The organism is Falsiroseomonas sp. HC035 (assembly GCF_050563525.1).
Taxonomy (GTDB): domain Bacteria; phylum Pseudomonadota; class Alphaproteobacteria; order Acetobacterales; family Acetobacteraceae; genus Falsiroseomonas.
Map to the genome: position 1 here is coordinate 1 of NZ_JBNXUN010000006.1, position 22599 is coordinate 22599.

Consider the following 22599-nt stretch of genomic DNA (forward strand, 5'->3'; position numbering starts at 1 on the left):
TTCCTTCCGCGTGGCGAGCTGGGCGGAAAATGTGCCGGTCTCGCGATACATGGGGTACAGGCCGCCGACGATGCGGGTGGCCAGCGTGGTGTCGAACCAGGCGGGCCCGCCCGCGCGTGCCTCGTCCTCCGGCCGCAGCCGCACGCGTTGCAGCCCCTCGCCCGGCGCATCCCGCAACAGCGCGTCATCGCGCGCCCGCAGCCGCCGCACGCCACGCCAGCCGATGCGGTGATAGCTCATCGTCTCGCTTTCCAGACCCGGGACCACCACCTTCACCACGCGCACCTCGGCACTGGGCGAGCAGTCGACGTAGAGAACCTCGAGACCTTCAGCCGCCAGGGCCCGCACCAGCAGGTCCAGCCGGTCCTTCGAGGCGGCGACGGCGGGCGCGCCGGCATCCGGCAGGTCCGACAGGCTCCGGCGCTGCCGTTCGGAAAACACCGTGCCGGCGAGGCGCGCGCGCAATGTCGCGGCATCAAGCCCCATCCATTCCACCATGGCGGCCAATGCGCGCGGTTCCTCCTCGTCCAGCATGGCGACCGCAAGCTGGCGTTCCACATACTCCGCCGGCAACGCCTGCCGCAGCAGCGGCACCGGCCCGTGCGTCGCGGCCTTGCGGGCGCGCGATCCACAGAATTCCAGCAGCGCCTTGCGCAGCCCGCGCGAGCGGTCCGGGTGCACCGCCTCGCCACAGGCCGTCACCTGGATCGGCACCACCGGCTGGCCGCGGTCGTCGCCCACGACATACAGGTTGGTCATGCCGAACTCGGTGCTGGCGAGCTTCACCGTCACGCCGATGCCGAGGCCGCGCAGCCGGTCCAGCAGGCCCTGCACCTGCGCATCCGCCACCGCGTCCGGCTCCACCACGATTCCCTGGTCGAGCGCGCGGTAGCCGGTGACGTTGCCGTCGCGCTGCAGCGCTTCCATGATCCCGTGCGCGATGGCGTGTTCCAGGTCGAAGCCGGCGCCGAGGCCGTTGGTGATCGGCGTGATCAGTCGCGGCGTCGCGCCAAGCTGGTAGGGATAGGCCGCGACCCATTCGCGCGGCACCAGCACCGCCTCGCCGGATGGCCAGCGCCGCGCCTCGATCCAATCCAGCGCCAGGTCCGGCGTATAATCCGACCCGGCCGGCAGGCACAGCGTCAGCGGGTCCGCCACCGGCCGTTCGCGCGACAGGCCCGCCGGCTTCCCGTGACGCGCGGCGCCTCGGCCACATGCCGGCCGACATGCACTTCCTCGCACAACTCACCGAGCGCGCCGACCTCGGCCTCCACGGCGCTGAAGCCGTAGCCGTAGCCGATGGTGGCGGGTTCGTCGGGCAGGATCAGGCTCGCCTGCACCACCGGCACGCCGGTGCGATCGAGGCGGTCGATGCGGAAGACGGAGACATGGGCGTCACGCGGCATGGTCCCGCGGAAGGCGTCCGCCACCGCCTGAAGGTCGTCGCTCATCGGGCCTCGCGCAGTTGATCCAGGGGGATGTGCCGCACGCCCGGCGGGCCGCGCAGCTGGTCGTCCAGCACCGCCAGGGCGATCTCGGTCGTGATCCCCGGCGCGTGTTCAAAAGGCGTGCAGACGGTATCGAAGCGCAGCCCGCCGATCACCTTGCGGTAGTGCCGCACCTCGGCCGGCGACAGCGGGATATCCTTGTGGAACGCCTTGTGCGTCGAGATCGCCGTGCTGTGGCCGCTCTCGTCCTGGTCCACCTTGAAGGCGTCGCCGCAGAACAGGATTTTCCGGTTGCTGTCGTGCAGCACGGCCTGGCCCTCATAATGGCCGCCGACATGCAGCAGGCGCTGCCCGGGCCGCAACTCCAGCGCCTCGTCATAGGGCCAGGTGACGCGGAACGCCTTGGTCATCCGAAGGTCGTCCTTCTGGATCGCCGTGACTTCTGGCTGGAACACGTCCTGCAACTGCCACAGCGCGCCGTAGCCGTGGCAGTGCGAGGCGGCGAGAAAGCGGATGCCGCCGAGCCTGCGGATCTCCTCCAGCATCTCCGGCGTGTAGTAGGGCGCGGCCTCGAAGGCCGTGTTACCGTCAGGGTGCAGCAGCAGCCAGCCGGTGCCGTTCAGCCCGAAGGGCGGCGCGGTGGTGAAGGCGACCATGTCGCGGTCGAGCCGCCGCCAGCTTCCGGTCAGCTTCTCCGCCACCTCCGCCTCACGCAGGAAATGCCAGCCATCCGCCGGCAGGTCGTTGCGCGTGTCCTCGCACACGGGGCAGCCACGCGGCTCGAAATGCTTTTGCCAGAAGCCGCAATGCGCGCAGGCCCAGGGGATCAGCGGCATGCGCCAGCTCCTTCATAGGCCTGGTGCAGCAGCCGCATCGTGTGCAGGTCCCGCGTGGCGCTGAATCCCGCGCCACCATCCCGCATCGCCTGCCCGAACGCCGTCATCTGCCGCGCGAAGGGCGAGGCCTCCGCATCCGGCACCGCCAGCCGCCGCGCCCGCCCGCGCTCGTCCAGGTGCAGCACCGTGCCGCCGGGGTCCTGGCCCATCGTGTCCTCCGCCAGCAATTGCCCGGCCGAGCCGAGGATCTCGAGGCGCCGCCGCGGCAGCCCGTCGGGGCAGTTGTAGGCGACGTGCATCTGCAGCAGCGTGCCGCCGGTGGTGCGCCCGATCAGCACGGCGCCGTCATCCACGGCGTAGCGCTGCACACGCCGTTGGGTGAAGGCCGCCACCTGCTCCAGCGTCTCGTCCAGCAGGAACTGCGCGAGGTCGAGGCCATGCGGCGCCAGGTCCATCAGCGCGCCACCGCCGGCGCGCGCAGGATCGGCGCGCCAGTTGTCGCCCTCTCCGGTCACGCTCCACTGCGCGTCGAGCCAGCAGGCGTAGGCAATGCGGATGGCGGTCGGCGTGCCGATCAACCCCTGTGCGATCGCCTCGCGCATCGCCTCGTGCGCGGGGTGGTGACGCTGGTCGAAGGCGGTGCCGTACAGGATGCCGGCGCGCGCGACGCAATGCGCCATAGCCTCCGCATCCGCCAGCGTCGCCGCCATCGGCTTCTCGCACAGCACGGCCTTGCCGGCCGCCGCCGCCGCCTCCACCGCCGCACGGTGCAGGTGGTTCGGGGTGGCCACGTAGATGGCCTGCACCGCCGGGTCGCCCAGCAGTGTGGCGAGCCCCTCATGCACGCCGCCGGGCGGGTCCAGCCGCGCCCGCGCCGCGTCGCGCGCGGCGGCGCCGATGTCGCAGACCGCCTGGACGCGATGCCCTGCCGCCAGCATCGCCGGCGCCGCATAATCCCGGGCAACCCAGCCATATCCGGCGATACCCCAGCCCAGCATCACCAGCGCTCCGGCAGGTCGAGCAATTCGCGCCGCAGGGCCCAGGCGGCGGTGTGCGCGCCGGCCACCGCCGTCTCCGGCGCCGTCGCGCGCAATGGATAGGTGGCGCGCGGCCCGTATTCCCGTTCGTAGCGCGCGGATGGCCAGGCGATGGCGCCGTCCTCGCGGTACAAAGGATTGCGTCGCAACCTCACGCCGTGCGGCGGCAGCGCCAGGCGACCCATGGCCGGGTGTGCCGCGGCGAGGCCCGGCCCGGCGGCCACGGCGAAGGCTTCGACCTGCGCCAGGAATGCGGCGGGCGCCGCCGTGGGCACGCGCCCCTGCACCGCCGCGCGCGTCAACTCGGCATCGTCGTAGAAGACGCCGTCAGGGAACAGCGCCGCCATCTCCGCCGCCGTCACCGCGGCACCAGCGGACAGGTTTGGGCAGTCGCGGTTGTGGACGTGGCCGATGGCCAATATGCCATGCGGGCCTGCCAGGCCACGAAGCCAGCGCAGCACGTCCGCCTTCGGCTCCAGGAAGTAGAAGGCGTCATGACAGGCAACGAGGTCGAAGCCACCCTCAATCCCGAACGGCTCCGCCGCGTCCAGCCCCAGCGGCTCCGCCGCGTCCAGCCCCAACGGCTCCGCCGCATCCAGGCACATCAACTCCGCCGCCGGCACCACCCAGTGCCGCGCGACCTAAAGCTTGGCGAAGACCACATCCGCGCCCGCCACCGCAACATCCCGCTGCGCCAGGGCGCGCAGATGCTGGCCGATGCCGCACGCCAGTTCGAAGGCCCGGCGCGGCGCATTCCAATGCGCTTCGACCAGCGCAAGACCGGCGAGGAAGGTCGGGTCGCTCCAGCGATGCGCGAAGTAGTCGGCCACCGACCCCCAGGCCAGCCGCGCCATCGCCTCGCGCAGGCTCAGCCTTTCCCGGTTCGTGACGAGGTCGCGCAGCGCATCAGGTTCCGCGACAGGCCCGCGCCACCAATCGTCCTGGTCGGCCAGCAGCAGCACCAGCGCCGCATCCTTGTCGCCCGCATCGAGCAACCCGAGCGCCAGCCGCGCCATGTCCTGGCGCGAGGCACGTGCGAAGACGATGCCGTCCAGCACCGGCCAGCGGCGGCCTTGCGCATCCCGCACCGAATGCGGGCCATCGCGCCGCATCACGCCAGCAGCCCCACGTCGCGCAGCAGGCGATCCTGGAAGGGCTTCACCGGCCCGGCATGCACCAGTTCCATGTCCTCCAGCACGAAGCGCAGCGTCGCCTGGCCGGCGCGCAGGTGCTGTTCGACCTGCAGCACGCGGTCGAGCGTATCCGCCGCGTGGAAGGCGCGGCCCTCCGGCGTCGTCGTGCCGGTCAGGATACGCCTCGCCTGGCGCACCATCCCCGCGACCGGCGCGGGAAGTTGCGCCAGCGCCGCCTCCGTCGCGCGCAGAAAAGCCGGAGCAAGCTGATCGCCCAGAAGTTCCTCGCCGACGAAGCCGGAATCCGGCAGCAGCGCATTGTGCAGGTGGTGCGCGAGGGCGGCGACGAAGACGGTATCAGGATCGGCCGCATAGGCCGGACACAGCAGGACGCCGTAGACCGCCACGACCAGGCAATGCTCCGCATGATTCTCCGGCGGTTCCAGAAGCAGCCTGGGACGCCCGGGGCAGGTGACGCCGGCGCGCGGCTGCCGCGCCAGCGAGGCCACGAAAGCCGGCACCGCGCCTTCGTGCAGCGCGGCGCCCTCGTGCAGCGCTGCCCGCAGCCCTGCTTCGACGCCCTGCGCCGCATCCTCCAAGGCCCTGGCATGAATTACGCGCGCCGCCGAAGGTTCAATGCCGACGGTTGCGAGGGCGGCCGCATCCAGGTCGCCCATCCGTGTCGCCGCCAGCGCCGCGCCTACCGTAGCACGCCAGCCCTGCGCCGCATCGCCGCCACCTGCGAGATGCGCCCATGCGGCCGCGAACAGACGTTCCGCGATGGAGCCCTCCCGCGCCGCAGACCGCACCCGCTTCAGGTCCCCGATTTCGCGCAGAAGCGGCAGGTGTTCCGCCCGCAGCTCCTGCCGCGTGGCCAGACCGTCCGTCATCATCGGCGCGCCCCTATTGCGGCGCCCCCAGCCAGTCCATCAGCATGCGCTCCTGCACGTGGAAGGCATGTTCCGGCGGGTGGCCGTTGCCGACCATCGGCGCCTTGAAGAACACCGAGAGCTGTTCCTGCACGCCGCCCTCGCCGCGCTGCTCGGCCAAGTCCAGGACGCGGGCGATTTCCAACACCAGCGGCGCCGCGAGCACGCTGTCCTTGCACAGGAAGTTCACCTTGATCTGCATCCGCTGTCCCAGGAAGCCCGAGATGTCGATGTTGTCCCAGGCTTCCTTGTCGTCGCCGCGGGGACGGTAGTAGCGGATGTCGACCAGGTGATCCTCGACATGGTAGCCGAGGATGCTGTCCAGCACCTGGCCTTTGGTATCCAGCTTGGATTGCAGGCTGTCCGGGTCGCGCAGCGCCTCGCCGTCGCGGTTGCCGAGGATGTTGGTGCTGAACCAGCCATCGACATGCAGCGCACGCGCGCGCAGCGCCGGCGCCAGCACGGTCTTCATCATGGTCTGTCCGGTCTTGCCGTCCTTGCCCGCGACCGGCACGCCGCGCTGCCGCGCGAAGTCGATCAGGGCCGGTGCATCTGCTGCGAGGCTTGGCGTGAAGTTGCCGTAGGGCACGCCGCTCTCGATGGCCGCATACGCATAGAGCATGGCTGGGCCGATGGACGGGTCGTCGCGGTCCAGTGCCTGCTCGAAGGCATCGAGCGATCCCAGCGTCTCCTCCGCGACCGGCGTCCGCTCGGTGGAGGCGAGGTTGATCATGACGATGTTGTCGGCGCCGCTGTTCTCACGGAAGCGGCGCAGGTCCTCCGCAATTGCCTGCACGGCTGCGCGATGTCCCGGTGTCTCGCGCTTGTTGACGCCGTCAATGCCGCGGCAGAAGGAACCACTGCCGACGGCAGGCCAAGGGCGGATGGCGGAGAGCGCCTCGCCCGTACTCGCCATCTGCGCCTCGTTCAGCACGCGATGACCGGTCGCGGCCGTCGCCAGGTCTGCACCATTGAGGTCCCAGCCGCCGAAGATCATGTCGCGGTAATCCGCGAGACCCGGCACGTTCACATCGGCCAGCGGCAGCCCCTCGCGCCGGTTCGCGCCGCGCCGAAGGGTCTCAATCCCGGCAACTGCCGTCGTCGCCACGGCCCCGCCGAGCCCCACGACCGCAACACCGAGACGGCGGCCTGGATGTATCGTCAGCATGCTTTCACCTTGGCTCCGAGCAATTCCCAGAGCTACAGGTTGACCGCTTCTGGCTTTTGCCAATCACGAGGACGTGGGCGTAAGCAACAGGGCCAGTTACGAACAGTAAAACCGCGACATTCTGTGGTCGCCGCGTAATGTTATCCCAGCGCGATCAACTCCCACGGCTTATTTCTTGATACCGCATTGCTTGCATCCGCAGCGGTCGTCCTTTTTGACAACATGGCATATCGGCGGGAGGGAACAGATCCCATCTCGCATTGCTCGGAGTCGACGTGCCGACTTGCCCAATCCGATGGTCATGATGCGCCTGGGCTGATCCACGAGGCGGTTCCAGGTGTGGCAGCAGTGGGCGACAATGTCGTCACAGCCCTGGAGCACGCGATTGGAAGCTGGTTGGCGCAGAGGAACCGCCGGACGTTGTCCCTGACGTTCAACTCCGGGCAGTTTGGTTGCAGCGCCAGAAGGGTGACGTTGCCCGGCACGGCGTTATGGCCGGAGCGGTGCCGGCAGATGGCCTGCGCGGCGTCCTTCCCTCTTGAAGCCTCGCTGAAGTCCGGCCTCTGCGGGCGCCAGCGATGGAGCCACGCATCGCCTCTCAGGTCTTTGAAGGAGGATGGTGCCGACACCCGGGATTGAACCGGGGACCTACTGATTACGAATCAGTTGCTCTACCGCTGAGCTATGTCGGCGCACCAAGCCCAGCGCCTATAGCCGCCCCGACGCCGACCGACAACCCGTTCCCAGTGCCGGTCGCGCCGGCCCCGGCTCAGCTGACGGTCGCAGGCAGGGTCTGGGGGCTCGTCCAGTTGATGGTGCCCACCGCTTGGCAGCTCGGGCACACCGGTTGCCACGCCGCATGGTCCGTGCCGCAGGAGGCGCAGCGCCACCGCGGCTCCGGCGCGGCTGTGGCGGCCTGGCGCAGCCAGCGGGCCTGGGCGGCGCGGCCCTCCGGCGTCTCACCGTGCTCCGCTTCCTCCAGGTCGCTCAGCGCCAGGTAGGCGCGGCGGTCGGCCTGGCCGCCGGAGACCAGCGCATCCAGCTCCTGTCGCGCCCGGCCAGTCAGCCCGGCCTCCAGCGCCGCGCGGCCAACCAGCAGCCGGCTTTCGGCATGGCGTGGACTGCCCTTGGCCAGCGCCTCCGCCGACTTCATCCGGGCCAGCGCATCGGCGTCGTCCCGGAAATACTCCTGCGCCAGGTCCGGATGCGGCCGTGCCGCCCAAGCCTGTTCCAGCACGGTACGGGCCCGGCGCGGGCTGCCACTGTCGCGCAGCCGGCGGGCATGCGCCAGCGCCGCCGGCGCGAAGGCCGGGTCGGCCGCGAAGCCCTGCCGTTCCAGCTCCGCCGCGCGGATCAGGTCGGGCTCCTGCCCGGCCGCGGCCAGCGCCAGCGCCGCCTGGCCGGCGCCGGGCGGGGCCAGGGTCAGCGCCTCCCGCCAGTCGCGCATGCGCAGCGCCAGCGTCTCGCGTTCCTGGCGCAGCCAAGCGGCACCGGGCTGCGCCGCCTCGGCTTCGCGCGCCAGGCGCTGCGCCGCCGGCCAGTCCTCGCGCTGGATCGCTTGGCGCAGCAGGCCGCGCAGGCCGAGGAAGCGGGCCTCCGGGCTGGCGGCAAGCTGGCGGAAGATCTCCGTCGCCTGATCCTCCCGCCCCGCGAGGCGCTCGGCCTCGGCCGCCAGCAGCAGGGTCTGCGGCGTGTCGCCGAGCCCCTTGCGCGCGCGCTTCGATTCGATGCGTGCGGCATCCGGCGTGCCGGCAGCCAGCGCCACCAGCGCACGGGTCAGCGCGGCATCGCCTTCCGCGCGGCGCTTCGTCGCCTTGCGGGCACGCAGCTTGCCAGGCAGCCGCCGCAGCGCGGAGATGCCGGACAGGATCAGGTGCAGCACAAGAAACAGCACCGCCAGCAGCAGCAGCGCGATCGGCAGGCCGACCAGGATCTCCGCATCGCCGACGCGGACGGCGACGTCGCCGCCCACCTGGGCGAGCCACAGCACGCCGGCGATACCGGCCGCCAGAAGAACAAGGTAGATCAGGGCATGACGCATCGTGCGGCCCTCAGCCCGCGGCCAGGCTGCGCAGCGCGGCGCGGGCCTCGATCAGGGCTCGGGCCTGTTCGACCCAGGCTCGCATCGCCTCCTGTGCCGGCGGCGACAGGCGCTGCAACGGCGCGAGGCTACCCTCCAGGTCGCCGGCTTCCAGGGCGCGGCGGGATTTCTCGATCTCGGCGGCGGCGGCATCGCCGAACACCACCTCCTCCCCCCGGCGCACGGTGACCAGGCCGGACAGGCGCGACAGCGCGCTGTCCATCACGCCCTGGCCCTGCCGGCCGGGGTCGCTGGCGGCCATGGCGGCGCGCGCCGCCTCCTCGAAGCGCAGCCGCAGCGCGGATTCGGTCGGAGGCGCGGATTGGGCAAACCGTGTCAGCGCCGCCGGCGGCTCCCGCAGCGTGCCGAGCGCACCACCCAGCGGCGCCCCGGCCGCCAGCGCCGCGCGCAGCTGGTCCAACGTGGCCAACCGCCCGGCACGGCCTTCCAAGGCGGAGAGGCGCTGCGCCTGGCCCTGCAACTCGGTGATGCGGGCAGCCTGCTCCTCCAGCGTCGCGCGCTGGGCCGCCACCTGGTCCTGGATTTCGCCTAGCCGACGGGTCAGGGTCGACTCGACCCCGCCAAGCCGTTCCGTCGCCTGCGTCAAAGCCTGTTCCGCCGTGCCGACGCGCGCGGCCAGTTCCTGTGCCACGCCCTCGATCCGGGCGGAGCTGGCGGTGGCGCGGGCTTCCTCCTGCGCGATGGCGGCCTCGGCGCGCTGCGCCAGGCCATCGACACGGCGCATCAGCGCGTCCAGCGCCGGGCGCGGTGCCAGCTCGGCCGGGTCCGTCACCGGACGCGCGGCAAGTTCGGCGGCGGCGCGTTCCACCGCGGCGATACGCCCTGCCAGCGGCGCAAGGTCCGGCCCGGTGGCCGATTCCAGCGTGGCGAGGCGGCTGGTCAGCCCCTCCAGCGCCGGCTGCCGCGCGACGGCCGTCTCCAGCGCCGCCAGGCGCTGCTCCAGCGCTGCGACGGCCGGGCTGGCCTCGGCGCGGTCCTGCGGCAGCGGGCGCGCCAGCAACCAGGCGACAGCGCCGACCAGCACGACGGCCGCGACCAGGATCGGCAGGGCGGCGGGGTCCATGCGGAACCGTCGGAGCCGCTCGGAGAAGGAGGGGGGCGGGGTCGGGCTCATGGCTCTCCTGGCAGCTCGGCGGGGCAGCTTCAGCGTGGCACGGATTCAGGGTCGCGCTGCCCTTGCCGGGTTTCCCCGGGGCCGAGCAGCGCCAGCAAGGCATCCTCGGATGGCCGCCCAGCCACGCGCATCTCGCGCCATGCCAGCGGGGCGAGCGCCACGCGGGCCGCATCCGCGACCCGGGGGCTGATCGCCAGCGCCACCATGTCCGCGAGCTTCGCGGCAAGGCCTGCCTCCCGAAGCAGAGTGATGGCACAGGCCGCCGAGCGAGGCGAGTGGAACAGCACCTGCCCCGGTCCATTCCCGCCCCGCAGCGCCGCCAGCACCGGCGCCGGCACGCTCGTCGCGGGCGTCGCGGCATAGGCGACGCGGCGCAGCACGCGGAAGCCGCGCCGGCGCAGATCGGCGGCCAGATCCAGCGCATAGCCCTGGCCCACGGCCAGCAGCAGCGGGCCGGCCGCGGGATCAAGCCGGTGCGCGGCGAGCCGGGCCAGATCCTCCGCCGTGCCGCTCGCGGCCATCGCATCCGCCCAGCCGGCCGCCCGCGCCGCCTCCGCCGTCGCCTCGCCCACCGCCAGCAGCGGGAGGCCGCGCGGCTGAGGCGGCAGGGCGCGCGCTGCGGCGCGGCTGGTCAGCAGAACGGCTTGGCACTGCGGCAGCGCAAACCGTCGTGGCCGCAGCACCAGCGCCGGCATCGCCAACGCCCGAAAACCGAGCGCCCGCAGCCGCGCCATGGTCTCGGCCCCGCCCGGTTCCGGGCGGGTCACCAGCACCGCGGCCGGATTAGCCAAAGATGTCGGCGGGGCTGTCGCGGCGCAGGCCCTCGCCCAGGTCCCGGCCCAGCGCCACCGCATCGGCCACCGCGCCCTGGGCGCTGCGCTTCAGCAGGAAGGATCCGTCCGGCCGCGCCACCAGCCCGGTCAGGTGCAGCCTTCCGTCGCTCAGCAGCCGGGCATGGCCGCCGATCGGCGTGCGGCAGGACCCATCAAGTGCCGCCAGCAGGGCGCGCTCCGCCCGGCTCACCGCCGCCGCTTCCCGGTCCTCGATCGCCGCCAGCAATTCCAGCAAATCCACGTCATCAGCCCGCGCAGTGACGCCGACGATGCCCTGGCCGGCCGCCGGCACCATCGAATCGGGGTCCAGCACGACGGAAGCGCGCTCCTCCATCCCCAGCCGCCGGAGGCCCGCCAAGGCCAGCAGCGTCGCCGCCGGACCGTCCGGCTGCGCCAGCTTGCCCAGCCGGGTCTGCACGTTGCCGCGGATCATCTCGATCCGCAGGTCGGGCCGCGCATGCAGGATCTGGCTCTGCCGGCGGACGGAGGCGGTGCCGATGACGGCGCCCGCCGGCAGCGCCGCGAAGGGGTCGGACGGGTCCGGCGTGCCGCAGCGTGGGCCCAGGATCACCGCATCCCGCGCATCCTCCCGCCGCAGCGTGCAGGCCAGCACGATGCCGGGCGGCATCTCGGTTTCCAGGTCCTTCAGGCTGTGCACCGCGAAGTCGATGCGGCCATCCAGCAGCGCCTCGTGGATCTCCTTGGCGAACAGCCCCTTGCCGCCGATATCCGCCAGCCGCTTGTCCTGGATGCGGTCGCCAGACGTGGCGATGGCGTGTTCCTCGAAGGCCTTCGCGTCGCGCAGCACCGGGCAGAAGCGGGTGATGATCGACAGGAAGTGCCGCGTCTGCCACAGCGCCAGCGGCGAGCCGCGGGTGCCGACGCGCAGCGGCAGGTTGCGGAAATGCGGCCGGACCTGCCCCTCCACGGGGGCGGCGACGGGATGGATGGCGGACATGCGGCCTATTAGGCCCCTGCCCCGGACTTCGGAAGGTGCCTTGATGACGGATCTGCTGCGCGCGGACGCGCTGGTACTGGGCCTCGAATCGTCCTGCGACGAAACCGCCGCCGCGATCCTGCGCGCCGACGGCACCATCCTGGCCGAGGCGGTACTTTCCCAGCTCGAGGACCACACCCCCTATGGCGGCGTGGTGCCGGAGATCGCGGCGCGGGCGCACCTGGCGCACCTGCCGGGGCTGGTGCGGCGCGTTCTGGACCAGGCCGGCACCACGCCCGCAGGCCTCGCGGCGGTGGCCGCGACGGCGGGGCCGGGGCTGATCGGCGGGCTGATCGTCGGCGCCACGCTCGGCAAGGGTCTCGCCATCTCCCAGGGCATCCCCTTCCTCGGCATCAACCACCTGGAAGGCCACGCGCTGACGCCGCGGCTGCCCGGCGTGCATCCGGGCGGCCTGGAATTTCCCTACCTGCTGCTGCTGTTGTCCGGCGGGCATTGCCAATGCGTGCTGGTGGAAGGCGTCGGCCGGCACCGGCGGCTCGGCACCACGCTGGATGATGCGGTGGGGGAGGCCTTCGACAAATCCGCCAAGCTGCTCGGTCTGCCCTGGCCCGGCGGACCGCATCTGGAGCGGCTGGCGGCAGGCGGCGCTGCGAAGCGCTTCGCCCTGCCCCGCCCGCTGTTCGGCCGCGCCGGCTGCGACTTTTCCTTCAGCGGCCTGAAGACGGCGGTGGCGAACATCGTGGCGAAAGGGCTGGACGAGGCTGGACGCGCCGACCTCGCCGCCGGCTTCCAGGCTGCGGTCAGCGCCACCCTGGCAGACCGCGCGGCGCATGCCCTGGCGATGGCCCCTGGTGCCACGGCGCTGGTTGTGGCCGGCGGCGTCGCCGCCAATGCCGGCATTCGCGCGGCGCTGGCCGCCGTCGCGGCGCGCTGCGGCCTGCCTTTGGTGGCGCCGCCCATCCGGCTGTGCACCGACAATGCCGTGATGATCGCCTGGGCCGGGATCGAGCGGCTGCGCCTCGGCCTGACCGAACCGCTGGACCACGCGCCGCGGCCGCGCTGGCCGCTGGCGGAACTTTCCGGCGCGCTCCAGGAGAACCGAGCTGGATCCGATGCGTTAACGGGACAGGAATGTTGAAGGAGGTTTCGATGTCCATGATTCCCCGGCTCGCCGTTGCGCTTGGTCTCACCTTCGCCGTCGCCGCCTGCGGCCAGACTCCCGGCCAGCGCGCCGTCAGCGGCGGCCTGCTGGGCGCCGGCACGGGTGCCGCCGTCGGCTCGCTCTCGGGCAATGCCGGCACCGGCGCCCTGATCGGCGGCGGCGTGGGTGCCGTCGGCGGCGCCGCCACCGCCCCGCGCCGCTACTGAGCCCCTACACTGCGGGTTGCGCCGCCTTGCTGGTGGCGCTACCCGCAGCTTCGTGAACTATCGCCACGCCTTTCACGCCGGCAACGCCTGCGACGTTGCCAAGCACGCCCTGCTCGTCGCGCTGTTGCAGGCGTTGCGGATGAAGGCGAAGCCGTTCCGGGTGCTCGACACCCATGCCGGCATCGGCAGCTACGTCCTGGCCTCGGCGGAGGCAGCGCGCACCGGAGAGTGGCGGGCCGGCATCGGCCGGGTCGCCGACATCACCGAGGGGCCGCTCGCCGATTATACCGCGCTGGTTCGCGCCGCCGGATTTCCCGACATCTACCCCGGCTCCCCGGACCTGGCCCGAGCCCTGCTGCGCCAGGATGACCAACTCGTGCTGTGCGAACTGCACCCGGAGGATCACGCCACCTTGCGCAGCCGCTACCGCGGCGACCCCCAGGTGGCCGTGCATCGCCGCGATGCGTGGGAGGCGGTGGAGGCGCTGACCCCCTTCCCCGAACGCCGCGGCCTGATCCTTATCGACCCGCCCTTCGAACAGCCTGGCGAGTTCGAGCGCGCGGCCGCCGCCCTCGCCCGCCTGCGCCATCGCTTCCGCGCTGGCATCGTCGCTGTCTGGTACCCGATCAAGCACCGCGCCCCGCCCCGCGCCTTCCACACCGCGCTGCGCGACGCCCAGGTGCCGGACTGCATCACGGCCGAGTTGCTGCTGCGGGAGCCGACCGACCCGACCCGCCTGAATGGCTGCGGCCTGCTTGTCGCCAACCCACCACATGGCTTTGCCGGACGCGCCGAGGCAATCCTGGCCGCCCTGCTGCCGCACCTGGCACAAGGGGAGGCCGGCGCTGCCTCCGTCGTCAGCCGAATCACGCCGGAATAGGAACCAGGGGGAACGCATGCCGCAGCGCGCACGACGACGCATCGCGGTGCTGGGCGCCGGCGCCTGGGGCACCGCCCTGGCACTGCAGGCGGCGCGCGCCGGCAACGCCGTCAGCCTCTGGGCACGCAATCCGGACCGCGCCGCCGCCATCGTCGAGGCCGGGGAGAATGCGCGCTACCTGCCCGGCGTCCCGCTGAGCCCGGCCATCACCGTCACCGCCGATGCCGCCGCCGCGCTGTCCGAGGCGCTGTTCGCCCTGCTGGTGGTGCCGGTGCAGCACCTGCGGGAGGTGGTGGCCACGCTGCCGGACTCGACCTGCCCGCTGGTGGTCTGCGCCAAGGGCGTGGAGCGCGGCACCCTGTGCCTGCCGCTGGAGATCCTGCACCAGTCCCGGCCGCACACCCCGGCCGCCGTGCTGTCCGGCCCCAACTTCGCGCATGAGGTGGCGCGCGGCCTGCCCGCTGCCGCGGTGGTCGCCAGCCGCGACGCCGGGCTGCGCGGACTGGCGGCGGATCTGCTCGGCACCGCCGGCTTCCGGCTGTATGGCGGCGACGACCCGATGGGCGTGCAGGTCGGCGGCGCCGCAAAGAACGTCATCGCCATCGCCGCCGGCGCGGTGATCGGCGCCGGGCTTGGCGAGAATGCCCGTGCCGCGCTGGTGACGCGCGGCCTCGCGGAATTGTCGCGTCTGACGGTGGCGCTGGGCGGGCGGGCGGAAACGGCGGCGGGGCTGTCCGGCCTCGGCGACCTGCTGCTGACCACGACAGGCCCCGGCAGCCGCAACACGTCCCTCGGCATGGAACTGGCGCGCGGCGCGCCGCTGGAGACGGTGCTGGCCGGTCGCGTCGGCGTGGCGGAAGGCGTGGAAACGGCGCCCGCTCTGGTCGCGCGGGCGACGAAGGCGCGCATCGAGTTGCCGATCTGCGCCGCGGTGGCGGATCTGCTGGCCGGCGACCTGACGATCGGTGAGGCGATGGGCCGCCTGCTGGCCCGGCCCCGGCGCGACGAGTAGTCGCGCCGAGGCGCCGGGCGCTAAGGCCGCCCGATCGACCGGTAGCTGAAGCCGGCGTCGCGCATCGCCGCCGGCTCGTAGACGTTGCGCAGATCCTCAATGACGGTGCCGCGCATGGCCTTGCGCAGTCCGGCCGGCGACAGCGCGCGGAACTCGTTCCACTCCGTCAGCACCACCAGCGCATCGGCGCCCTGCGCCGCGTCCATCGCGCCGTCGGCATACTCGATGCCGTCGGGCAGCATGGTCCGGGCGTGGTCCATCGCCACCGGGTCGTAGGCCCGCACCCGCGCGCCCGCCTCCAGCAGCTTCGGCAGCACCACCAGCGACGGCGCATCGCGCATGTCGTCGGTCTCCGGCTTGAAGGCCAGCCCCAGCACCGCCACCGTCTTGCCCACCAGGCTGCCGCCGCAGGCCGCGATGATGCGGTCCGCCATCTGCCCCTTGCGCGCGTCGTTGATCGCGATGGTCGCCTCGATCAGGCGCAAGGGGCTGTTGAAATCGCGAGCCGTCTGCGCCACCGCCAGCGTGTCCTTCGGGAAGCAGGACCCGCCATAGCCCGGGCCAGGGTGCAGGAACTTGCGCCCGATGCGGCCATCCAGCCCGACGCCGCGCGCCACGTCGTGCACATCCGCGCCGACATTCTCGCACAGGTCGGCGATCTCGTTGATGAAGGAGATCTTCATCGCCAGGAAGGCGTTCGCCGCGTATTTCGTCAGCTCCGCCGTCTCCAGCGAGGTGTTGACGATCGGCGTCTCCATCAGGAACAGCGGCCGGTAGATCCGCCGCAGCAGCTCCCGCGCCCGCTCGCCGGCCTCACCCTCCTCGGTGCCGACCACCACGCGGTCCGGCCGCATGAAGTCGCCGATGGCATTGCCCTCGCGCAGGAATTCCGGGTTGGAGGCAACCGCGATCTCGACCTCAGGCCGGATGCGCGTGACGATCTCCTTCACCTTGCGGCCGGTGCCGACCGGCACGGTGGACTTCGTCACCAGCACGATCGGACCCTTGGCCGCGCGCGCCACCTGTTCGGCGGCGGCGAAAACGAAGGACAGGTCGGCGTGGCCGTCGCCACGCCGGGACGGCGTGCCGACGGCGAGGAACACCGCATCCGCCCCCTCCATCGCCGCATCCAGGCTGGTGCCGAACACAAGGCGGCCATCCTTGACGTTGTCGGCGACCAGGCGGTCCAGCCCGGGCTCGTAGATCGGGATGCGGCCGGCGTTCAGCGCCGTAATCTTGGATGGATCGGCGTCCACCACATGCACATGCATGCCGAATTCGGCGAAGCAGGCCCCAGAGACGAGACCCACATAGCCGGCACCAATCATCGCTATCCGCACAGGCTGCTCCGCTGCCGCAAGTTCGCGGCTGTCTTACCGCGCGGTCAAACATCCCGCCAACGCAGCGATCGGGCGTTCTCCGCCTCATGTGATCGCGCAGGCATCTACGTTTTCGGCATCGCCAGGGGGATCGTCATCGGGCGAGCCCGCTCCGCCGGCAAACTGGACGCCGCCGCGGCCGGAAGCTAGACGGACGGGGTCAGCCAGGAACGGGGATGCGGGTGCCGGACGCGGTGGAAGTACGCTTCGTCGCCAAGAACATGCGCCTCGACCTCCGCCTGATCGCGGAGATGATCGACCCGGGCGCCCGCGTGCTCGACATCGGCTGCGGCGACGGCGTGCTGATCGAGTACCTGACGCGGGAAAAGCGCGCCGACGCCCGCGGCATCGAGATCGACATGGCGGAAGCGACGGAGGCGGTGGCCGCCGGCCTGCCGGTCATTCATGGCGATGCCGATGCGGACCTCGCCTTTTACCCGGATGGCGCCTTCGACTACGTGGTGCTCAGCCGCACCCTCCAGGCGGTGGAGCGGCCGCGGGAGGTGCTGCGCCAGATGCTGCGCATCGGCAGCCGCGCCATCGTGTCCTTCCCCAATTTCGGCCATTGGGAGTTGCGACTGAGGCTGCTGCTGTCCGGCCGGATGCCGGACAACGAGACCTGGGACCGCCCCTGGTACGAGACGCCCAACATCCACCCCTGCACCATCCGCGACTTCTTCGAATTGTGCGCGATGGAGAACTACGTCGTGGAACGCTGGCTGGCGGTAGACGAGAAGGGCCTGCGGTCCCCCTGGAAACGCTCGCCCTGGCTTGCGAACCTGTTCGGCGAGCAGGCGCTGTTCCTGCTGCGGCGGCGCTGAGGCCGCCGCGAACAGGCCCTCAGTTCAGGCGGATGCCCGCCGGCGCGCCCAGGCCGGGCATCATGGCCGCCGCCAGCGCTGCATGCTGGGCCGCGGCATCGGCGCCAAGGCGCCGGCATTCTGCCTCGACATATTCCAGGATCAGGATCAGGGCGTTTCGATCGGTCTCGGCGTCGGCCGGGGCAGGCTGCTGTCTCGACATGGTCTGGGTCCTGGGGCGCACAGGTTGAGGCATGGCCGTTGCAGGATATGCCACACTCATCACGCCGACGTGAAGCCGCAAAAACTTTGTATCCTTTTCAACCGCCAATGTTCATCGCGTTCGCCCAACGATAAAGGCGGATGACTTCGCCGTTGAAACCCGGCCTGGGATCGGCCGGCAAAGCCAGGAATTGCGCGGCGAAGCTGGCCGGGCGAGGATGGGCCTGCAGCGCCACGGCGTTGGAACAGGAAGCGGTGGCCGGTCCGGATCTGGCGCGGCCGCCCCGGGGCACAGAACAGGGAGGAAAGCCGGCATGGCACGTGTGGCATTGGTGACAGGCGGGCAACGGGGAATCGGCGCCGCGATCAGCGAAGCCCTGAAGGAAGCCGGGCGCACCGTCGTCGCCTCCTACGCCGGCAACGACGCGGCGGCGAAAGCCTTTACCGACAGCACCGGCATCCCCTGCTACAAGTTCGACGTCGGCGACTACGACGCCTGCATCGCCGCGGTGGCGAAGATCGAGGCCGAGGTCGGCCCGGTCGAGATCCTGGTCAACAACGCCGGCATCACCCGCGACGCCATGATGCGCAAGCTGACGCGGCAGATGTGGGACGACGTGATCGATACCAACCTCGGCTCCTGCTACAACATGTGCAAGGCGGTCTGGGACGGCATGAGCAGCCGGAAGTTCGGCCGCATCGTCAACATCGGCTCCATCAACGGCCAGGCCGGGCAGCTCGGCCAGGTGAACTACGCCGCCGCCAAGTCGGGCATCCACGGCTTCACCAAGGCGCTGGCCCAGGAAGGCGCACGCAACCAGATCACGGTGAACGCTGTGGCGCCCGGTTACGTGGACACCGAGATGGTGCGCGCCGTGCCGCCGGACGTGCTGGAGAAGATCATCGCCCGCATCCCGCGCGGCCGCCTCGGCACCGCGCACGACATCGCCCGCGGCGTCGCCTTCCTGACCGCCGACGACGCCGACTTCGTCACCGGGTCGACGCTGTCGATCAACGGCGGGCAGCACATGTACTGAGGGAGGCGCGTCGGATGACCTACGCGATCCTCGGCTGGGACGGCGACGACGAAGGCGCGCCCGCGCGGCGCGCCGCCGCCCGCGACCGCCACGTCGCGCACATCACGGCGGAGGCGGCGGCCGGGCGCCTGCTGCTCGGCCTGCCGCTGCATGACGAGGCCGGGCGCAGCCTGGGCTCGCTGATGGTGGTGGCCGGCGATGCGGCGGCGCGCGACGCCTACCTGGCCGGCGAGCCCTTCGCCAACTCCGACGTCTGGCGCAAGGTGGAAAGCCACCCGTTCCGCATCGCGCCGCTGCCCTACCAGCCCTGGCCAGCCCCCGGTCAGCCGCCGCCCAACGGCCGCACCCACAGCATCATCATCGCCTGGGACGACACCGATGCGGAGGCGCCGGAACGTCGGCTCGCCGCCCGCCCGGCGCATTTCGAGCGGGTGCAGCCGATGGCGGCCAGCGGCACCCTGCTGTTCGGCGGCGCCATCCTGGACAGCGAGGACGGCCGCATGGTCGGCTCCATCGCGGTGACGCGGCATGTGACGCATGAGGCCGCCCGCAACTGGCTGGAGGGCGACCCCTACGTCACCGGCGATGTCTGGCGCGACATCGCGGTCCACGCCACCACGCTGCGGCCGCTGCCCTACGCCAGGCTTCCCGGCTGAACGGGCGGCGCAAGGAACAGGCGGCCGCCTGCCTCGTTTTCCTCCGCACCAGGAGGAGCGAGGCCATGAGCAACAAGCATCCGAAGAACCAGGCGGAGCGGCGGCAGGGACCCGGTGGGGACGTGCCCCGCCCGCCCTCCGACCTTGAACGCGATCCCGGCATCGGTACGTCCAAGGGCGTGTTCGGCCATGCCACGGACCCGGAGCCGATCGAAGGCGACAACACTTTCGAAGGCGATGTGATGAACGACCCGGACCGCACCGGCGCTGTTCCGGAAGACCACCGGGGCCGCACCAACCGCTGAACCCCCACGCGCCGGCACGGGTTCGCAATGGCGGCTGGCTGACCTAGAAGGCTGCCATGTCTCCCGCCACCCTTGCCGGCTGCGGCGCGCTTGCGCTGTGGGCCTTCCTCGGCCTGCTGTCGCGGCTGGCGGCCGGGCTGCCGCCGCTGCAGCTCACCGCCATGGGCTTCGCCCTCGGCGGATTGGTGGGGCTGGCGGTCGTCGCCTTGCGCGGCGGCCTCGGTGCGCTGCGGCAGCCGCCCCTCGCCTGGCTGCACGGCATCGGCGGGCTGTTCGGCTACCACGCCCTGTACTTCACCGCGCTCGCCCTGGCGCCGGCGGTGGAAGCCAACCTCATCAACTATCTCTGGCCGCTGCTGATCGTGCTTCTGGCGGCGCCGCTGCGCGGGCTCCGGCTGGGGCCGGCCCGGCTGGCCGGAGTCGGGCTCGGCTTCGCCGGCTGCGCCCTGCTGGTCGGCACCGGTGCGTCCTTCCCGCCGGAGGCCGCGCCCGGTTTCCTGGCCGCGCTGGGCTGCGCCGTGGTGTGGGCGGTCTATTCGGTGACCGCCGGCATGCCACGCCTGGCGCGGGTGCCGACCGAGGCGGTGGCCGGCTTCTGCCTCGGCACTGCGGCGCTGGCGGCGCTGGCGCATCTGGGCTTCGAGACGACGGTGGTGCCGGATTTCGGGCAGGCGCTGGCGGTGCTGCTGCTCGGCCTGGGGCCGGTCGGCGCGGCTTTCTTCCTTTGGGACGTCGGCATGAAGCGCGGCGACCCGCGGCTGCTGGGCACCCTGGCCTATGCCGTGCCGGTGGCCTCCACGCTGCTGCTGATCGTCGCTGGCGAGGGAGCCTTCACCTGGCGCGTCGCGGCGGCGGTCCTGTTGGTGGCGGGCGGGGGCTGGATGGCCTCCCGGTCCAGATGATCGAAGAATTCTTGTTGTTTTGCTGTATTGATCGCTAGGCTGCCGCCCGGGCGAACCAGAGGGCGCAAGATGGGCAGCGACATCCGATGAGCATGGCACTGCATCAGCCGGCCGCCGTCGCCGTGCAGGCGGGGCCGTTCTGGCTCAACAACCACCTCGTGACCATCTACAAGAACATGCAGAACCTGCGGGTGGAGGGACCCTCCAACCGTGTTGGAGGCCGCACGGATGCGCCACCGACCATCACCAACCACCTGAAGCCGATCGAGAGCATCGACCCGGCCAAGTCGCTCATCCTGCGCAACGGCCTGCCGGCCGCGGGCCTCGCGCCGATCGCCGAGCGCCGGCTGCAGGCGCTTGCGACCGTCATCGCGCAGGCGGCAGCCGGCAACGGATCGTCCACCGCCGCGCTGTTCGAGAACCTGACCATTGGTGGGCAGGCCTATCCCGGGATCCTGACCATTCGCGCCTTCATGAACATGACGGCGCAGAACCAGCTCGCCGTCATCGACGCCGGCTGGGCCCGCGTCTGCTTCAAGAAATCCTACGACAAGCTGACGCACCAGATGTTCGAGCCTGCCACCACCGCGGTGTCGGGCGACAGCAAGGCGCCGGTTCCCTCCGGCGTGGTTCCCGCGGGCGGTGGCCTGATGCGGGTCGACTATACCGGCGACAGTCGGCTGCCGGACGCGTTCTGCGGACTTGGCATCGGTTTCCGCGTCGATGGCAGCGGCGATGGTCACGCCGACAGCATCCGTCGCGTGACCACCACCGGCATGACCACGCAGTTGAAGAACGGCTACCTGATGCGCAACATCAAGGGCTGGGAGGTCGAGGGAACCCTGGTGGACCGGGACACCAACGCCCCGCGCGTCTGGGCCACCAAATGCGACCTGTTCAACGAATCCGCCGTGTGCGTCGCGCGCAACCTCTACGGCGCCACCGCCTTTCCAACCCGGGAGATGGACAACGAGGTGGCGGTGCTATGGGCCGTGGACGTGCGCGGGCTGCGCGGCTTCGACACCGAGACCTACCAGATGACGCTGGCGGGCAACAAGCAGTGGCGGCCGGGCGAGAAGGCCTACAAGCTGGTGCCGAAGGGCAACGTCATCGCGCATGTCCTATTCAACAAGCGCGGCTGTTCCGGCGCCGGTGGCTGGCGCTTCCAGATCCCGGGCGGCTCGACCTGGACCTACCATGGCGAGTGGGCGAAGCCGGCCGCCTCCGGCAGCCGCGAGGCAAAGGTCCGCGGCTACATCGAGAGCCAACTGGCGGCCTGGTCCGGCCCCCAGCACGAGATCGACGGCGCCTACGACTTCGCCTGAGCCGGCCTTGGATTCGCGAGGACACGCCCCCGCCCCGGGGCGCCTCCGCCTCGGTTGATCCAGCCGGAATGGCGTGCCTGTCTCGGATTCAACAGGTTGCAAGGCTACGAGCCCGGCTTGCGCCACAGCCCACGCACCACCTCCGCATGGCCCTGGTGGCGCGGCCCTTCGTCAAGAAGCACGGTGCCTTCCAGCAGTTCCAGCACCTCGAGTCCGTCGAACAGATCCTCCGCGATGGCGCGGGTCCAGAGCAAAGCGGGGATCTTCGGCCCGCCGCTGCGGCGGCCGTGCTGGGCCGGGGAGAAGCATTCCAGCGCCAGCAACCCGCTGGGCGCGAGCGCCCGCACCACGCCCGCCGCCGCCGCCGCGCGATCTTCCGGCGGCAGATGCAGGAAGATCCAGGCGACCAGGTCATAGCCCTGCGCCGGATATGCCCAGCCCGCCGCATCGGCGGCGACCGTCTCCAGCGCCACGCCGCGCGCCTCGGCCAGCGCCCGCGCCTTCTCCAGCCCGACCGGCGACCAGTCGAGCGAGGTCGTCACCAGCCCGCGTCCGGCCAGCCAGACGCCGTTGCGCCCCTCCCCATCGCCGACTGCCAGCGCCCGCATCCCCGGCCGCAACCGCGGCGCCAGGCTTTCCAGGTAGCGGTTCGGTGCCTCGCCGAACTGGAAGCTGCCGCCCGCGTACCGCTCGTCCCAGGCGAGGGACGTGCTCATGCGCCCGGTTTCCAACCCGGTGGTGCCAGTTCGAATCCCGAAAAATCGAAGGCCGGGCTGACGGTGCAGGAGACCAGGCACCAGCGGTCCCCGGCCGGCCGCGCCGCCTGCCACCACCCCTGCGGCACCACGCCCATCAGGGCCGCATCCTGCGGGCCGAGCCGGATTTCCTGATCCACAATTGTCCCGTCCTGCGACAGCGACAGCAGAAGTGGCCCGCCACCCTGCCAGAACCAGCATTCCGCGGCATCGACCCGGTGCCAGTGGCTGCGCTCTCCGGCATCGAGCAGGAAGTGGATCGCGGTTCCCGCGCCACGCCCGCCCCCCTTCGGCCGGTCGCGCCACATTTCGCGAAAATGGCCGCCCTCCGGGTGCGGTGCCAGCCCGAGCGCCGCCACCACCTCCGCGCCGGTCAAGGCTGGGTCGCGCAGGTCCATGTC

The 22599-nt window shown here is 71.5% G+C and carries 27 protein-coding genes and 1 tRNA gene; 10 read left to right on the forward strand and 18 right to left on the reverse strand.

The window, feature by feature from the left end; genetic code table 11:
* From ACLF3G_RS14260 to hemC, 13 genes are all read right to left on the reverse strand, one after another.
* Nucleotides 1-1158, reverse strand: a 1158-nt coding sequence (locus ACLF3G_RS14260; protein WP_430670050.1) for a YcaO-like family protein, incomplete at its 3' end; no start/stop codon positions are given.
* Nucleotides 1143-1451, reverse strand: a complete 309-nt coding sequence (locus tag ACLF3G_RS14265) for a hypothetical protein (protein WP_430670051.1) — start codon at nucleotides 1449-1451, stop codon at nucleotides 1143-1145. The genes ACLF3G_RS14265 and ACLF3G_RS14260, both read right to left, overlap by 16 nt.
* On the reverse strand, nucleotides 1448-2284 hold the full coding sequence (locus tag ACLF3G_RS14270; protein ID WP_430670052.1) for an MBL fold metallo-hydrolase: 837 nt from the start codon (nucleotides 2282-2284) through the stop codon (nucleotides 1448-1450). The genes ACLF3G_RS14265 and ACLF3G_RS14270 overlap by 4 nt, the downstream gene beginning before the upstream one ends.
* A complete protein-coding gene (locus ACLF3G_RS14275; RefSeq protein WP_430670053.1) occupies nucleotides 2275-3282 on the reverse strand; it encodes a Gfo/Idh/MocA family protein in 1008 nt (335 codons plus the stop codon). Before ACLF3G_RS14275 ends, ACLF3G_RS14270 begins: the two co-directional genes overlap by 10 nt.
* Nucleotides 3282-3944: a hypothetical protein gene (locus ACLF3G_RS14280; protein WP_430670054.1), complete on the reverse strand. Its 663-nt coding sequence runs from the start codon at nucleotides 3942-3944 to the stop codon at nucleotides 3282-3284. The genes ACLF3G_RS14275 and ACLF3G_RS14280 overlap by 1 nt, the downstream gene beginning before the upstream one ends.
* An 18-nt stretch (nucleotides 3945-3962) precedes the next feature.
* A complete protein-coding gene (locus ACLF3G_RS14285) occupies nucleotides 3963-4433 on the reverse strand; it encodes a hypothetical protein (RefSeq protein WP_430670055.1) in 471 nt (156 codons plus the stop codon).
* Nucleotides 4433-5347 (reverse strand): HD domain-containing protein, encoded by a 915-nt coding sequence (locus ACLF3G_RS14290; RefSeq protein WP_430670056.1) that lies wholly within the window; start codon nucleotides 5345-5347, stop codon nucleotides 4433-4435. Before ACLF3G_RS14290 ends, ACLF3G_RS14285 begins: the two co-directional genes overlap by 1 nt.
* 10 nt (nucleotides 5348-5357) lie before the next feature.
* Nucleotides 5358-6551, reverse strand: a complete 1194-nt coding sequence (locus tag ACLF3G_RS14295; protein WP_430670057.1) for an inositol-3-phosphate synthase — start codon at nucleotides 6549-6551, stop codon at nucleotides 5358-5360.
* A 617-nt stretch (nucleotides 6552-7168) separates the two neighbouring features.
* Nucleotides 7169-7243 (reverse strand) — tRNA-Thr (locus tag ACLF3G_RS14300).
* Nucleotides 7244-7320: 77 nt separating this feature from the next.
* Complete coding sequence (locus ACLF3G_RS14305; RefSeq protein WP_430670058.1) at nucleotides 7321-8592, reverse strand: heme biosynthesis HemY N-terminal domain-containing protein; 1272 nt, start codon at nucleotides 8590-8592, stop codon at nucleotides 7321-7323.
* Nucleotides 8593-8602: 10 nt separating this feature from the next.
* Complete coding sequence (locus tag ACLF3G_RS14310) at nucleotides 8603-9766, reverse strand: hypothetical protein (protein ID WP_430670059.1); 1164 nt, start codon at nucleotides 9764-9766, stop codon at nucleotides 8603-8605.
* Between the two features lie 29 nt (nucleotides 9767-9795).
* Nucleotides 9796-10533 (reverse strand): uroporphyrinogen-III synthase, encoded by a 738-nt coding sequence (locus ACLF3G_RS14315; protein WP_430670060.1) that lies wholly within the window; start codon nucleotides 10531-10533, stop codon nucleotides 9796-9798.
* 16 nt (nucleotides 10534-10549) lie between these two features.
* Nucleotides 10550-11557 carry a hydroxymethylbilane synthase gene (gene hemC / locus ACLF3G_RS14320; RefSeq protein WP_430670061.1) on the reverse strand — a complete coding sequence of 336 codons (1008 nt, stop codon included), beginning with the start codon at nucleotides 11555-11557 and terminating at the stop codon, nucleotides 10550-10552.
* Between the two features lie 43 nt (nucleotides 11558-11600).
* Between hemC and tsaD the strand changes: the two genes are divergently transcribed.
* Genes tsaD through ACLF3G_RS14340 form a run of 4 tightly spaced genes read left to right on the forward strand, consistent with a single transcriptional unit; the run spans nucleotide 11601 to nucleotide 14817 of the window.
* Nucleotides 11601-12695 (forward strand): tRNA (adenosine(37)-N6)-threonylcarbamoyltransferase complex transferase subunit TsaD, encoded by a 1095-nt coding sequence (gene tsaD / locus ACLF3G_RS14325; RefSeq protein WP_430670062.1) that lies wholly within the window; start codon nucleotides 11601-11603, stop codon nucleotides 12693-12695.
* 11 nt (nucleotides 12696-12706) lie between these two features.
* Complete coding sequence (locus ACLF3G_RS14330; protein ID WP_430670063.1) at nucleotides 12707-12925, forward strand: YMGG-like glycine zipper-containing protein; 219 nt, start codon at nucleotides 12707-12709, stop codon at nucleotides 12923-12925.
* Nucleotides 12926-12977: 52 nt separating this feature from the next.
* Nucleotides 12978-13805, forward strand: a complete 828-nt coding sequence (locus ACLF3G_RS14335; protein WP_430670064.1) for a 23S rRNA (adenine(2030)-N(6))-methyltransferase RlmJ — start codon at nucleotides 12978-12980, stop codon at nucleotides 13803-13805.
* A gap of 16 nt (nucleotides 13806-13821) precedes the next feature.
* Nucleotides 13822-14817 (forward strand): NAD(P)H-dependent glycerol-3-phosphate dehydrogenase, encoded by a 996-nt coding sequence (locus tag ACLF3G_RS14340; RefSeq protein ID WP_430670065.1) that lies wholly within the window; start codon nucleotides 13822-13824, stop codon nucleotides 14815-14817.
* Nucleotides 14818-14837: 20 nt separating this feature from the next.
* Here ACLF3G_RS14340 and ACLF3G_RS14345 read toward each other — a convergent pair whose 3' ends face one another.
* Nucleotides 14838-16157, reverse strand: a complete 1320-nt coding sequence (locus ACLF3G_RS14345; protein ID WP_430670066.1) for a UDP-glucose dehydrogenase family protein — start codon at nucleotides 16155-16157, stop codon at nucleotides 14838-14840.
* Between the two features lie 260 nt (nucleotides 16158-16417).
* Here ACLF3G_RS14345 and metW point away from each other — a divergent pair, with 260 nt between their 5' ends.
* Nucleotides 16418-17017: a methionine biosynthesis protein MetW gene (gene metW / locus ACLF3G_RS14350; RefSeq protein ID WP_430670378.1), complete on the forward strand. Its 600-nt coding sequence runs from the start codon at nucleotides 16418-16420 to the stop codon at nucleotides 17015-17017.
* 19 nt (nucleotides 17018-17036) lie between these two features.
* Here the strand turns inward: metW and ACLF3G_RS14355 are convergent, their stop codons facing one another.
* Both ACLF3G_RS14355 and ACLF3G_RS14360 read right to left on the reverse strand, forming a co-directional pair.
* Nucleotides 17037-17219, reverse strand: coding sequence for a hypothetical protein (locus ACLF3G_RS14355; RefSeq protein ID WP_430670067.1), 183 nt, complete (start codon nucleotides 17217-17219; stop codon nucleotides 17037-17039).
* A gap of 97 nt (nucleotides 17220-17316) precedes the next feature.
* Nucleotides 17317-17454 carry a hypothetical protein gene (locus tag ACLF3G_RS14360; protein ID WP_430670068.1) on the reverse strand — a complete coding sequence of 46 codons (138 nt, stop codon included), beginning with the start codon at nucleotides 17452-17454 and terminating at the stop codon, nucleotides 17317-17319.
* A 78-nt stretch (nucleotides 17455-17532) separates the two neighbouring features.
* On the opposite strand from ACLF3G_RS14360, the gene phbB reads away from it, so the two are divergent.
* From phbB to ACLF3G_RS14385, 5 genes are all read left to right on the forward strand, one after another.
* A complete protein-coding gene (gene phbB, locus ACLF3G_RS14365) occupies nucleotides 17533-18255 on the forward strand; it encodes an acetoacetyl-CoA reductase (protein ID WP_430670069.1) in 723 nt (240 codons plus the stop codon).
* 14 nt (nucleotides 18256-18269) lie between these two features.
* Nucleotides 18270-18911, forward strand: coding sequence for a YciI family protein (locus tag ACLF3G_RS14370; protein ID WP_430670070.1), 642 nt, complete (start codon nucleotides 18270-18272; stop codon nucleotides 18909-18911).
* Nucleotides 18912-18976: 65 nt separating this feature from the next.
* Complete coding sequence (locus ACLF3G_RS14375) at nucleotides 18977-19216, forward strand: hypothetical protein (protein ID WP_430670071.1); 240 nt, start codon at nucleotides 18977-18979, stop codon at nucleotides 19214-19216.
* 56 nt (nucleotides 19217-19272) lie between these two features.
* Entirely contained in the window at nucleotides 19273-20118 is an 846-nt protein-coding gene (gene yddG / locus ACLF3G_RS14380; RefSeq protein ID WP_430670072.1) for an aromatic amino acid exporter YddG, read from the forward strand.
* A 92-nt stretch (nucleotides 20119-20210) separates the two neighbouring features.
* Nucleotides 20211-21443: a hypothetical protein gene (locus ACLF3G_RS14385; protein WP_430670073.1), complete on the forward strand. Its 1233-nt coding sequence runs from the start codon at nucleotides 20211-20213 to the stop codon at nucleotides 21441-21443.
* 104 nt (nucleotides 21444-21547) lie between these two features.
* Here ACLF3G_RS14385 and ACLF3G_RS14390 read toward each other — a convergent pair whose 3' ends face one another.
* Complete coding sequence (locus tag ACLF3G_RS14390; RefSeq protein ID WP_430670074.1) at nucleotides 21548-22159, reverse strand: SAM-dependent methyltransferase; 612 nt, start codon at nucleotides 22157-22159, stop codon at nucleotides 21548-21550.
* On the reverse strand, nucleotides 22156-22596 hold the full coding sequence (locus ACLF3G_RS14395) for a cupin domain-containing protein (RefSeq protein ID WP_430670075.1): 441 nt from the start codon (nucleotides 22594-22596) through the stop codon (nucleotides 22156-22158). Before ACLF3G_RS14395 ends, ACLF3G_RS14390 begins: the two co-directional genes overlap by 4 nt.
* Between the last annotated feature and the right edge of the window lie 3 nt (nucleotides 22597-22599).